The organism is Peribacillus sp. FW305-BF15 (assembly GCF_058783805.1).
In genome coordinates this window covers 210826-224331 of record NZ_JBYSYV010000001.1, presented here as the reverse complement: position 1 = coordinate 224331, position 13506 = coordinate 210826, and the positions used below count along the sequence as shown (strand labels likewise).

11 protein-coding genes and 1 other RNA gene are annotated in these 13506 nt (G+C 38.1%); 9 read left to right on the top strand and 3 right to left on the bottom strand.

Going from position 1 to position 13506, the window contains the following annotated elements; all coding sequences use genetic code 11:
• Positions 1-267: 267 nt before the first annotated feature.
• On the top strand, positions 268-1680 hold the full coding sequence (bcaP, locus tag AC3WLU_RS01000) for a branched-chain amino acid transporter BcaP (RefSeq protein ID WP_187049371.1): 1413 nt from the start codon (positions 268-270) through the stop codon (positions 1678-1680).
• A 384-nt stretch (positions 1681-2064) separates the two neighbouring features.
• Positions 2065-3363 (top strand): protoglobin domain-containing protein, encoded by a 1299-nt coding sequence (locus tag AC3WLU_RS00995; RefSeq protein ID WP_492596611.1) that lies wholly within the window; start codon positions 2065-2067, stop codon positions 3361-3363.
• A 324-nt stretch (positions 3364-3687) separates the two neighbouring features.
• Here the strand turns inward: AC3WLU_RS00995 and tatA are convergent, their stop codons facing one another.
• Positions 3688-3894 carry a twin-arginine translocase TatA/TatE family subunit gene (gene tatA / locus AC3WLU_RS00990; protein ID WP_034312109.1) on the bottom strand — a complete coding sequence of 69 codons (207 nt, stop codon included), beginning with the start codon at positions 3892-3894 and terminating at the stop codon, positions 3688-3690.
• A 361-nt stretch (positions 3895-4255) separates the two neighbouring features.
• Here tatA and ssrS point away from each other — a divergent pair.
• From ssrS to AC3WLU_RS00965, 5 genes are all read left to right on the top strand, one after another.
• Positions 4256-4443: non-coding RNA, 6S RNA (gene ssrS / locus AC3WLU_RS00985), on the top strand.
• Between the two features lie 326 nt (positions 4444-4769).
• On the top strand, positions 4770-6137 hold the full coding sequence (locus AC3WLU_RS00980; RefSeq protein ID WP_492596610.1) for an MFS transporter: 1368 nt from the start codon (positions 4770-4772) through the stop codon (positions 6135-6137).
• 299 nt (positions 6138-6436) lie between these two features.
• Complete coding sequence (locus AC3WLU_RS00975) at positions 6437-6625, top strand: hypothetical protein (protein ID WP_427640682.1); 189 nt, start codon at positions 6437-6439, stop codon at positions 6623-6625.
• 716 nt (positions 6626-7341) lie between these two features.
• On the top strand, positions 7342-8313 hold the full coding sequence (locus AC3WLU_RS00970) for a glycoside hydrolase family 43 protein (RefSeq protein ID WP_411740120.1): 972 nt from the start codon (positions 7342-7344) through the stop codon (positions 8311-8313).
• 123 nt (positions 8314-8436) lie between these two features.
• Positions 8437-9687 (top strand): MFS transporter, encoded by a 1251-nt coding sequence (locus tag AC3WLU_RS00965; protein WP_268565895.1) that lies wholly within the window; start codon positions 8437-8439, stop codon positions 9685-9687.
• A gap of 283 nt (positions 9688-9970) precedes the next feature.
• Here AC3WLU_RS00965 and AC3WLU_RS00960 read toward each other — a convergent pair whose 3' ends face one another.
• Positions 9971-10297 carry a YnfA family protein gene (locus AC3WLU_RS00960; protein ID WP_492596609.1) on the bottom strand — a complete coding sequence of 109 codons (327 nt, stop codon included), beginning with the start codon at positions 10295-10297 and terminating at the stop codon, positions 9971-9973.
• 197 nt (positions 10298-10494) lie between these two features.
• Here AC3WLU_RS00960 and AC3WLU_RS00955 point away from each other — a divergent pair, with 197 nt between their 5' ends.
• Positions 10495-10848, top strand: coding sequence for a hypothetical protein (locus AC3WLU_RS00955; protein WP_278089890.1), 354 nt, complete (start codon positions 10495-10497; stop codon positions 10846-10848).
• A 180-nt stretch (positions 10849-11028) separates the two neighbouring features.
• Complete coding sequence (locus tag AC3WLU_RS00950) at positions 11029-11976, top strand: DMT family transporter (protein WP_492596608.1); 948 nt, start codon at positions 11029-11031, stop codon at positions 11974-11976.
• Positions 11977-12305: 329 nt separating this feature from the next.
• On the opposite strand, the gene AC3WLU_RS00945 is transcribed toward AC3WLU_RS00950, so the two are convergent.
• A complete protein-coding gene (locus tag AC3WLU_RS00945) occupies positions 12306-13391 on the bottom strand; it encodes an MBL fold metallo-hydrolase (protein WP_492596607.1) in 1086 nt (361 codons plus the stop codon).
• Positions 13392-13506: the final 115 nt, after the last annotated feature.

Here is a 13506-nt window from a genome sequence, read left to right as displayed (position 1 = left end):
GATATTAAAATAATGAATTGTTCATCCTTATTTGTTAAATATTGATATTCCTGTTGAATATTAAGGATTTCCTTCCAAGTAAAATTCAAAAAAACAGAATTTTACAATAATAAATCATTGACGAAGGAAGGGGTAATACGTATAATTTGAAAGTCAGACAATTCAGAAATTGTAGAAATTTGTCGAAATTTCTTCGATATAAATGGTAAGTGAATTTATTTGTCTGTAGTTTTCAGAATAGTCTATAAAATTTACGGAGGAAAGAACATGAGTATTTTTAGGAAGAAGTCCATTGAGGACTTGTTGAAAAACGCAGGTTCCGGCGGTAAAGGATTGAAACGGGAACTAGGGGCTTGGGATTTAACGATGCTAGGAATCGGAGCGATTATTGGGACAGGCATATTTGTATTAACAGGTACTGGTGCAGTGAATGCTGGTCCTGCACTTTCATTATCTTTCGTCATTGCTGGGCTTGCCTGTTTATTCGCTGCACTTTCTTATGCAGAATTTGCAGCTTCCGTGCCGGTATCCGGTTCGACTTATACGTATGCTTATGCAACTTTAGGTGAATTCGCCGCTTGGATAATCGGATGGGATTTGATTCTTGAATACTTATTGGCTGTTAGTGCCGTATCGGCCGGGTGGTCGGGCTATTTCCAATCATTTTTAAGTGGATTCGGAATTAACTTTCCAGAGAAATTGACGGCGGCACCGGGTTCGGTCGAAGGTGTAACGACTTATATGAACTTGCCGGCCTTTTTGATCGTCATGGCGATAACCTTTTTGATTTCCATAGGTACGAAACAAACGACTAGAATCAATAATATCATGGTCGTTATTAAAGTGTTGGTAGTGTTGTTGTTCATCGTTTCTTCTATTTATTATGTGAAACCGGAAAACTGGCAGCCTTTCATGCCATTTGGTATCGATGGAGTATTTTCAACTGCCGCCTTAATGTTCTTTGCTTTCATCGGCTTTGATGCAGTTGCATCTGCGGCTGAAGAAACAAGAAATCCAGGTAGGAATTTACCACGGGGAATCCTCGGTTCATTAGTCATTTGTGTAGTGCTTTATATGGCGGTAAGTTTGATCATGACTGGTGTGGTACCGTATGCACAATTCAGCCAGGCTCTTGATCACCCGATTTCTTTGGTCTTGCAAAGCGCAGGACAAAATTGGGTTGCAGGTATCATCGATCTAGGTGCCTTCCTCGGAATGACAACGGTGATTTTGGTAATGTTGTATGGCCAAACGCGAATTATGTTTGCAATGTCACGTGATGGGCTGATGCCAAAATCCTTATCAAAACTTCATAAAAAATATAAAACACCTTATGCAGCTTCATGGATATTTGGTATGATAGCGGCCCTATTGGGAGCATTCATACCTCTTGGTGAATTGGCAGAGTTGGTCAACATTGGAACATTGACTGCATTTACGATGATTTCCGTAGCGGTTATCGTCTTACGTAAAACAAGACCGGATATGAAACGAGCTTTTTATTGTCCGGCAGTACCGCTCGTTCCTGGCCTGGCAATCGTTTTTTGTGTATTCTTGATGATTCAGCTAGGGAGTCATACATGGATAAGGTTTTTAATCTGGATGGCTATCGGAGTAGTCATTTACTTCGCTTATTCCCGTAAGCATTCCAACCTTAACCAGCAGGAAAAAGATCATTGAAAAAGACACTTTTTGAGCGTTTCAGTTTGACGACTAAAGGAGTTAGGAAGGCTATCTCCCCGAACCAAGATTTTAAATGAAAACTTGGTTATCCTTCATGTTTTTGTTTTTCGCTAGCTATTTATTCAGCAGGAGTGTCGCGAGCTTATCCAAGTGTTCGAAATGAGTCCAGCCTACAGTTTTTTCTTAAAAATATATTCCGGTTCTACACTCTCTCAAAAAAAGTATACGGTTTGAGACACTCTCTGGAGTGTCTTTTTTGTTTGGACATAAATCGTTCATAAGTATTATGTGAAAGAAGAAAATTTCTCAAAGTGAATTAAGATAAACAGACTTTATGTCGAAATAGTATATATGGGTTAAAAAATGGGGGGCAATTCAATCATGAAAAGAATATGGAGAAATAAACAAAAGATAGATTCTATAGACTATACGCAATATAAAGAACACGTCAGTATCAATATCCGGGAATATCCGAGCGTATTGAATCAAGTGGAAATGATTTATTTGAGCATCGAGGATTTGTGTATAATTCGTTCTTTACAGGAACAAGTGAAGGAACATTTGACAAAAATTGTAGGGAACTTTTATAAAAATCTAGAAAATGAACCCTCTTTAATGAAAATCATTAAGGACAATGGTTCTGTTGATAGGTTGAAAAAGACACTGCATCGTCATATGTTCGAAATGTTTAGCGGAACCATTGATGATGCGTATATTAAACAGCGTTATATTATCGCACAAGTACATGTGCGAATTGGACTTCAGCCAAAATGGTATATGAGTGCATTTCAGGATTTATTGCAATCATTGATCATTCATGTGATTTCCAACATAAAAAGTATTGAGCAATATCAAGATAACATTCTGGCTGTCACTAAAATTTTTAATTTAGAGCAGCAAATAGTTTTAGAGGCATATGAACTTGAAAATGAGAAGATTCGCCAAAAAGACTTAGCAGAAAAAGAGACGATGAAACTACAGGTCAATCATAATGCAGAGGAATTGGCAGCAATCAGTCAAGAGACCAGTTCAGCAACTCAATTAATGGCAAATAAGGTAGGGGAAATTCATGATTTCACCCAAAAGGGGTCCGAGATTGCCATACATGCAGAGGGAAAGTCAAATGAGGGAGTCGAACTGTTACAGGGATTAGAGAAAAGATTGGTAAAAACGCAGGAGCAAATGACGATCATTTCAAAAGATATGGAGCAGCTTTCCAATACTTCAAAGGAAATTGAACGAATTGTCACGATCATCACTTCCATTGCCGAGCAAACGAATTTGTTGGCGTTGAACGCAGCGATTGAAGCGGCAAGAGCCGGTGAAAATGGTAAAGGATTTGCGGTTGTCGCTGGTGAGGTAAGGAAGCTATCAGAAAATACCAAGGACTCGGTTTCTGAAGTAGTGAAATTGGTTAATGGAATCGCCCATTTTACCAATGTCATGAACACGTCAATTTCCATGGTTAGCGGGGAAATTACTAAAGGTACGAAACAAGGAAAAGAAACGGGCATATTTTTTACTGATATAGCAAAGGCCATGCTTTCTGTGAAAGAGCAGAATATCAAGATCACTAAGGAAATGACAGAGCTGAATGAAATATTCGATGAAATTAATGAAGCGTTCAATCAAGTGGCCGTTTCCTCGGATCAATTGACTCAATTGACAATGAACTTGTAATGAAGTTGAACGGTTTTGCAGAACAGCTCTATGACTCATTTGTATTTTAATAAACAACTCGAGAGAATATATCCAAAACCCCCAAAGCAGTCTATAGAATATGAATAAACTATAAATAGGGATTTAAATTACTTCCCAATGGATGCCGTTAACAGGCTGCTCATTAAATCACTTGATAAAATATAAGTTTAATGTTATATTAATAAAGCGATGAGCTAATTTGTGTAAGTCGAAGAACAAGCTTTTAGCTAAACGTCGGGATGTGGCCTGACGGTTCTGCGCCACAAACGCATCAAAGACGCCTGCTGCGTGCAGGCGTCTTTTTCATTTTATCGTTTCTTTTTTTGCAGCTTGTACGTCATCTTTGAATTCCTCTTGTATTTCTTCTGTTATTCCCTTGGTTGCATCTTTAAATTCCCTAAGTGAGGTGCCGACTGCCCGTCCGATTTGAGGCAGCTTGTTCGGTCCAAAAACAATTAAAGCTAAAAGAAGGATTAAAATTAAACCGGGAAAACCAATGTTTGATAGCATAATCAGTCACTCCAATCAAATCTATTAGTTAATATTATAGACTCCTTCCATGTATTTGCAAATGGTATTTAGAATATATTATAGTGTTGAACATCCGATGATCTTTGGAAGACAAACGCTTTCAATTCCGTCTCCATTTTATCTTGCACATTCTATCTTAAAATATTTACTTACCCAAGTATGGTATTCCCTGAAATGATATCAATAAAAGTGGGGGATGGATAGTGTAATCAGAGAACCATTTGACGTTTTGGGCATGAAACTAATTTGGCTGCACCAGCTTAATGTCCGGCATGAAATTTTTTTGTTGCATGGGAATGATTAAACTTGCAAGTTTGAAGATATTTCGGTATTATAACTATACAAGCTGCGTTGTTCGTAATGATAATTAAGTTTTAACCTTTAAGCTGTAATAGGGAGTTTTATATTGAAACAGGAATGTTATGCCTCGTCACTGACTTGGACAACAGGATTGCTTCTGCAAACACCCACTTTGAGGAGTGGTGGTTTAAAACTTTCTTACTTGAATACGGCAATAGCGGCTTACTACTTTAATAATTAGAAACCAGTCCGATAAGGGACTGGTTTTTTGTTGTTTTGTGGTTTGGAACGTTGAAGATCCGTATAAAAAAAGATGATATCCAGAAATTGCGAATACCATGTTAGTAACGGGGTTATGTGAAGGCTTCAAGAATTATGAATAATATGTGAAAGTTTTTATTGAAATATCAGATAATTAGCATTTATAATAACAATTAGATAACTCGGTTCACTATTTGTATAAAAATATGTGAGTCGAATATTTTTTGAATGATTACGTAAGCGCTATCATTTGGATGGAATTATTGCAGTCACCTAGAGAGGAGAAAGATTTTATGGCTAAAATTAATACGACCGAGGTAATTAGCAACAGTAAATTTAATCGCTTTCATTTAGGATTGCTGGCATGGTGTTTTATCATTATCCTTTTTGACGGCTATGACCTTGTCGTTTACGGAACAGTCGTCCCGTTATTGACAGAGGAATGGAACCTTACTTCCGTGGAAGCTGGGGCCATGGGCAGCTACGGTCTATTTGGAATGTTGTTCGGGGCCATCTTCTTTGGTACATTAGCAGATCGGATTGGCAGGAAAAACGTAATCGCGATTACACTTATTTTATTTAGTTTATTTACGCTTTTATGTGGATTTGCGGATACGCCTACGATGTTTTCGACTTTCCGATTCCTGGCGGGGTTAGGGCTTGGGGGCATCATGCCGAACGTCATTGCCTTATTGACGGATTATGCACCGAAAACGATGCGGAGCATGGTCGTTTCAATCGTTTTGTGCGGTTACTCATTCGGAGGGATGCTTGCGCCGATACTGGGCATCCTGGTTATGCCGACACTAGGTTGGGAATCAATATTCTGGTTTGCCGGAATACCATTGTTGTTTTTACCCTTTATGATGAAACGATTACCAGAGGCTTCGACCCATCTGATCAGAGTCAACAAAAAGGAAGAACTGATCAGAGTATTATCCAAGGTAAGTCCGGAAAGTGAATTCGACATCAAGGACGACCTTGTGGAAGTGAAAAAAACAGAAGCCAATATGCCGATTGTTGGATTGTTTAAGGATTCCCGCACTCTTAGCACATTGATGTTCTGGATCGCCTTTTTCATGTGCTTATTGATGGTATATGGATTAAATACATGGCTTCCAAAGCTAATGATCGAGGCAGGGTATGCGTTGAATTCAAGCTTAGGTTTCTTGATCGTCCTTCAAGGCGGCGCTATCGTAGGCACGCTAATCATCGCTAAACTTTGTGATCGTTATGGTTCCAAGAAAATGCTTGTGCCGATGTATGCGCTTGGTGCTGTAAGTTTGACGCTATTGGGAATGGGAGGAAGCTCATTTGTGATTTACACATTGGTAGCGATTGCAGGAGCCTGTACCATTGGTGCCCAAAACCTTGTACAAGCCTATGTTTCCCAGTACTATCCGCCGAATATTAGATCGACTGCACTAGGGGTGGCATCTGGTATCGGAAGGATTGGCGGTATGCTCGGGCCCATACTCGGCGGATTTTTATTATCCATCTCGCTGCCCATCCAATTGAATTTCATCGCCTTCGCCATTCCGGGTCTCATTGCTGCAGTTGCCTTATCATTCGTTCCAGTGAAAATGGCTTATTATAAACATGATCATTCGGAACCAACTGAAGAAATGGGCGTAGAAGCCAATAAAATGAACGTCTTGTGAACTATATGCATGAAAGGCAGTGCTGGGATACCCATGCTGTCGTTTCATGCCTATTTGTTTTTTTAGTCTTTTTTGCCATAAATGACATGGAAAATTGACAGGAAATAACGTAAAGGTTTTCCTGAAATTGTTTGGCGTGACCTACTTTTGAGAAAAGTTGCTTAAATGTTCATAATTTCGCAATATGAGTCACTCTTACTATAAAGAATAAATGTTAGAATGAAGGTACGGATAATTAATTCTCCCTTGAAGTGGAGCGAACTAGAAATTAATCTCATCTTTTGTGAGGAGTCAATACTTTGAAAATTTTAAAACATGTAATTTTTTGGTTATGCATTATAGGGACATTATTCTCTATGATTTATTTCTTTGTAGCGGACATTCCGTTATATATTAAATTGTTAGGCGGAGCCATCATCCTTTATCTTGGTTATGATCTAATAACAGAATCAAGGAAAAGAAAGCGTAAAGAAGCCTTGGAAGCTTAAAACTATATTAGGTAAAAGCCCTCTTTAATAGGGCTCAGACTGTAGTCAAACTCGATGAAAATCGATTTGGCTACAGTTTTTTTATGGCTTGTACAATTTGAACGTTGATTGGAACATACAAACTGAGCCCTCTTTTGATAAGAGGGCTTCTTTAAGCGCATCAAGAATTGGGCAATCATTAGTTGAATAATTTGACCATGGTATTCGGAGGGGGGAAATTGCATGTATCGAGTGTCAGCAAACTTGTCAATAAGAGGAAAGTGATTTCTGGCCACAAGTGGTTTTATAATTGCTTGAATTATAGACAAGATAGTTAACATAAAGGTTTCGATATAGAAATGGTTTTTCTCAGTGTCACCATTCACCTTTCAATCTAACAAGGTTCAAATGAATTTTAAAAGATGTACGTATAAATTATGCAATATATTCATCTAAATTTTCAAAATAATAACAAAAGAAAGCGTTGACATCTTTAAAAAGACAAATTATTATTTATTTGTACGGATAAATATTAAGAATATTTACACTTTTGTAAAATTAGTCCGTATTAATTATCGATTTATTTATCATTAAGATTTATCGGGCGGAGCAAAAAATATTAAATATATCCAATAGGGGGGATCTCAGCCGTCAGAAAAAATTTCAGATATCGTTATCGAAATAGATAATTGCAACAAGATTCAAAGAGTAGACGTAAACAAAAAGGAGACTAAAATATGAATACAATGCAAACTTATAAGAACCCAATTGTTGAACAAAGAGCAGATCCTTGGGTATATAAGCATTCGGATAACTATTATTATTTTGTTGCATCCGTACCAGAATATGACCGACTTGAAATCAGGCGATCTAAAACTATTCAAGGAATAGGTAAAGCGGAGGCTATTACTGTCTGGAGAAAAAATGAGACTGGACCGCAAAGCTCACTGATTTGGGCTCCAGAACTTCATTTTATAAAGGGAAAATGGTACATCTACTTCGCTGCAGCGAGAACCGACCAACCGGTAAACGGAACGTTCGACCACCGAATGTTTGTACTTGAGAATGAAAGTCCCGATCCATTAAAGGGAGAATGGATTCATAAGGGACAAGTTAAGACAGAATGGGAATCTTTTTCATTAGATGCTACCGCTTTTGAACATAAAGGTATTTTATATTATGTATGGGCTCAAAGGGATTTTAACATTAAAGGTAATTCCAATATATATATTGCGGAAATGGAAAATCCTTGGACAATTAAGGGGCCGCAGGTAATGCTTTCAAAGCCTGAATTACCTTGGGAGACTATTGGTTTCCATGTAAATGAGGGTCCAGCAATGCTTAAAAGAAATGGAAAGGTTTTCATTACTTATTCATGCAGTGCAACAGATCATAATTATTGCATGGGTTTACTAACGGCTGAGGAAGATAGTGATTTGTTAGACCCTGCTTCTTGGACTAAATCTCCAAATCCTGTTTTTCAAAGTGCACCGGAAAATGGACAATATGGACCAGGTCATAATAGCTTTACAGTTTCAGAGGATGGGAGCGAGGATATTTTAATTTACCATGCCCGTAATTATACCGAAATTGAAGGGGACCCCTTGTATGATCCCAATCGTCATACACGGGCACAAGTATTTAAATGGAACCAGGATGGCTCTCCAAACTTTGGGATCCCATTACCGGATGCGGTGAATAAAAGTTAAAGTAAAAGCTAGTGATGAAATATTAATATTCAGCTTGGAATCTTTCTGCAATGCCGTGGAAAGATTCACTTGCATTTTAGCATAGTTAAATTTGACTTATATAATACGTAAAGGGGACCTTATATGAATGTTTCTAAAGGTTTTTGGAATTTTGGAGGACTATTTTATTTTTACTTTATAATTTGGGCAATCGTTCTTGGTTTCCTCCCATTATGGTTAGAAGATGTTGCCGGTCTTAACCCAAGTGAAACAGGCATTGTTTTTTCATCGATGTCATTAATTGCACTATGTTATCAACCTTTTTTAGGAATCATTTCAGATAAATTGGGATTCAAAAAAAACTTATTTTGGGTTGTCGTAATCCTTTTAATGTTTATGGGGCCTTTCTTCAGCTTCCTTTATGCCCCATTACTAAAAGCGAATATAGTTATAGGAGCAATTATAGGAAGTGTATACCTTAGTGCAGTATTCAACGGCGGGGTGGGGGTTGTTGAATCCTATATAGAAAGAGTGAGTCGTAATAATGGTTTTGAATATGGCAGGGTAAGGTTATTCGGATCTATAGCAGGGGCTACGGCCTCATTGATTGGGGGAGTAATGTTTGTAAAAAACCCTAATTCAATTTTTTGGTTTGCATCAGGTGCTGCAGTTTTTTTAGCTATCTTATTATTTATGGCTAAAATAGAAGGTCAAGACCATATCAAGTCAGGAGGCTCGAAGGATAAAGGAAATGAAATTAGTAAAAAAGCTGTTTTTTCGATATTTAAAATAAAGAACTTCTGGTACCTTTCATTCTTAATAATCGGCACGGCCGCCATATATGATGTGTTCGATCAACAGTTTCCTAACTATTATGTACAATTCTTTTCTTCTAAAGAATATGGAACGGATATATTTAGTAAGCTAGTCTCCATTCAAGTTGGACTTGAAGCCATATTAATGATTTTTGCCCCTGTGATCGTAAATAAAATGGGTGCTAAAAATGGGCTGATTCTTTTCGGTGTATTAACTTTCGTTCGTATTTTTGGAAGTGCAATAGCTACGGGCCCTGTTCTCTTATCAATATTCAGGTTGATTGCAGCTTTTGAAATGCCCTTACTCTTAGTTTCCATTTTTAAATACATTACAGGAGTATTTGATACTAGGCTAAGTGCAACCATTTATTTACTGGCATTTAATTTTGCGAAACAGAGTGCCATTACTATTTTTTCTTCCGTAGCGGGTAGTATGTATTCATTCATGGGTTTCCAAAACACATATTATTGCTTAAGCGCAGTTGTTTTACTTGTTACCCTTATTTCTTACTTTACTCTATCAAATGACAAAAAAATGCAAATCGAAATTAAACCGCCCCTTTATAGTGCAACTAACTAATAAACATGAGTTGTATTCTATTTGGGAACCAGTTTATGAAAAAGATTATCATAAATTATGTATGCGTTTTCAAATTTTTAATTGAAGAACTATGCGACACTCCTGCAAGAAAAACTTGGTAGCCGAGACACCAAGACGCTTGCTTTGATGAGACTTGGCAGACAGTTGGCGGAATGGGAGCCGATTTCTGAAAAGCTGGAACGTTTTTTTATAAAAAAACGTTCCAGCTTTTCTTTGAGTTTATCTACAGTCTGATTAAAGGGTCTTATGCCCTTTAATTCTTTTACTGTCTAGGGCCCCATATAATGACTGAAACACCGATCAAACAGATTACAGCTCCAATCCAATCATATAAATCAGGGGTTGTCTTATCGATGCCCCACCCCCATAAAACAGAAAGAACAATGAAAACCCCGCCATATGCAGCATATACACGGCCAAAGGTAGGGAACGTTTGAAATGTTGCAATGATGCCGTATAACACCAGCCCGAAACCTCCGGCTAAACCTAGAAAAATGGATTTACCTTCTCTTAACCAAAGCCAAATAAGGTAACCGCCGCCAATTTCCGCCAGACCAGCCATAACGAAAATTACAATAGTAACCAACATATATGTATACCTCGCTTCCTCGTTGAAATTTTATCATAGATGAAACGGTAAATGATCATACTTTACAGTGTTGTTAGTAAATTAACTGGGCATCATCGTTAAGGCATGAATATGATTCTTCATAAAAGAGATATTGTTATCATGTTGTTTGTGCTGATTTGGTGTCCTTCTATCTGTTGTGTTCGATGGGGTTAACATTGCTGGTTCCGAGCTTGATGCTGAACTTGATCAACACAGCCTATTATGGTTTTGGGCAATTCCTGCCTGGATTATTATCGATTTTCTTTTTCCGCTCCATAAGACCTGCAGGTATTGCAGCGGGCCTCATTGCGGGGGATTTGTTCGCCATAGGAATGCATCTGGCTCAGATGAATTTCTTGAATATTAATATAGGCTTAATTGCTTTATTGATAAACTTCACAGTTGCTTATGCCATCAGTATGTATTTGAAAAGAAAACAGAAAGCCCAGACCGCTTTTGAAGAACCAATTGCCTGCAATAGTATTGAATTAGAAGAGACCTATCCAAAAAACTCTGTCATTGTCGATTAATATTTCTTACGATAAGATGCATTCAGATTTAATTCAACCATACATTATTGTAATAGGCTTAAATTCGTTAAATATCCAGAAAAAGACCAGTTTTTTTATCTCTAACTTGGGTTGCAATACAGATGCAAAGGGTACTATACCTAAATAGGAATATAGTAATCTAGTTGAGGAGTTGCAGCCATGAAATCCCGATCATTTGCATACATGTTAGCGCTATTTCATTCAAGTATTGTCGGCCTATCTTTTTTATTCACGAAAATGGCGATTGCTGAATCAAATCCGCTTGATACTTTGGCGTTCCGGTTCACGATTTCTTTCGCCATCATTTTATTCCTGGTCGCCGTAAAAGTCATAAAGGTGAACTATTCTTGGGAGTCGGTTAAAAATCTTGTACCGCTTTCCCTATTATTCCCAACTCTTTTCTTTGCCTTTCAAACTTTCGGACTTAAGTATTCGCAATCCACCGATGCTGGAATTCTGTCAGCCGTCACTCCAATTCTAACATTGATGATAGCTGGATACTTCCTTAAGGAGAAAACATCTTTATATCAAAAACTTTCGATTGTCTTGTCGGTAGTTGGGGTCATTTTTATTTTTGTGATGAAAGGGAGCAGCATCAATTTTTCTGACATGCTTGGGATGGTATTGATCCTGCTATCCTGTATTGCAACTGCTTGTTATGCAACGATGACCCGTTCACTTGCTAGGAACCATACACCAGGTGAAATGTCCTTTTTCATGATGGGAACAGGCTTTGTCATTTTTAATGCAGCTGCACTCGTTACCCATTTAAAACAAGGTACGATGGCGGAATTCTTTACACCATGGTCGAGCATGGAATTCATCAGTTCCATTTTGTATTTGGGAATATTGGCTTCATTGGTCACTTCATTATTATCCAATACGATTTTATCAAAAATAAAAGCGTCGCAAATGAGTGTGTTTGCCAATCTTTCCACTGTTGTCACGATTGCGGCAGGAGCTCTCATTCTAAATGAAAAGCTTACGATCTATGATATATTGGGTTCGATACTAATCATTTTAGGCGTAATAGGCACCAATTATTTTGAAGTGAAGAAAGAGCATTCAATAAAAGTGAATCTTGAGTATAATGAAGGGAAATTGTAAATGAAAAAGGTCCACCCAATATGGATGGGCCTTTCGACTGTAGACAAACTCGATGAAAATCGAGTTTGTCTACAGTTTTTTGGCTTGTATGGACGTTGATTGGAACGTAGGGCACTCGCTTTCCGCGGGCGGTCAGGGAGCCTCCTCGGCTTTCGCCTGCGGGTTATCCCCTAGACACGCTTTACCCGCAGAAGTCTCGTACACCCGCTCCAATCAACTTAGATATAACATTTAGATAGAAACCAGACCTGAGGGGGGAAGGTATTGCTTTGGGTCATTTGGTTCGGGAACATCATTTGATGAATGATACGTTTTCCGAACCCCTTTTTTCATTTCCACCATCTTGTTTGAGGGAAATCCGTTGAACCAAGCACTACCGGTTCGCCTATTTGAGGTGTGCAGACCTGGACACCCAGATCATTGGCCGCTTTTGTTACCCGTTCTATCGGATCTGTCCAGTCATGAAAAGACAATGTGAAACCTGCCCAATGAATGGGGATCATGCATTTGCCTTGTACATCGATGTGTGCTTGAACAGTTTCTTCCGGAATCATATGGATGGTTGACCAACGTTCATCATATTGGCCGCATTCCATTAAAGTTAAATCAAATGGACCGTATTTTTCGCCGATTTCTTTAAAATGGCTGCCATAACCACTATCGCCGCTGAAATATAACTTTTCTTGTTTTCCTTTAATTATCCAAGAACACCAAAGTGTCGTATTGCCATCGCCTAAACTTCTACCAGAAAAATGCCTTGCAGGTGTACAAATAAATTGCAAGTCCTTGAATGAAGTTTCATCCCACCAATTATGTTCCTGAATCAGTTCTTGTTTAACGCCCCATCTTTCTAGATGTCCACCGACACCGAGTGGGACAATGAACTGGCTGACCTTATCTTTTAATTTCTTTATCGAGAAATAATCCAAATGATCGTAGTGATCATGTGAAAGCAGGACGGCATCGATAGGGGGAAGCATATCGATATCAAAAGGCAGCTCCCCGCTAAAGCGCTTGTTCCCGAACCATGGAAAGGGAGTGGGTGCTTTGCCAAACATGGGATCCACTAAAATGGTTTTCCCATCTAACTCCAACATGAATGCAGAATGACCAAACCAGGTGATTTTATTGGAATTCTTAGAAGCGGGTTCTTTTTTTCCAATTACAATGGGACTGTCGGGCCTCCTCTTTGGATTAGGTTTTATGAAATCACGTAAAATGGAACCAGTATGCTTAAGACTCATCGCTTGACTGGCAGGAATCTGATTTTGGAATTTCCCTTTGGCAAAATTCTCTTTAGTAGTGAAACTTCTTACCTTTTCTTTGTTTGTCCGTCTTCCAAGCGGAGGATAGAGGTTAAGGAAAAGTAACAAGAGTATAAAAGTAGAAATGAGGATCTTAATAATTTTCATCATGATAGCTTCCTCCAATAGTAATCATAGCTTTTATTAATACATATCATATCATAGAATTTATACGGTTATTTACTATGATGTCCCACAATATAAATGATAAAGATATCTGCAAAAT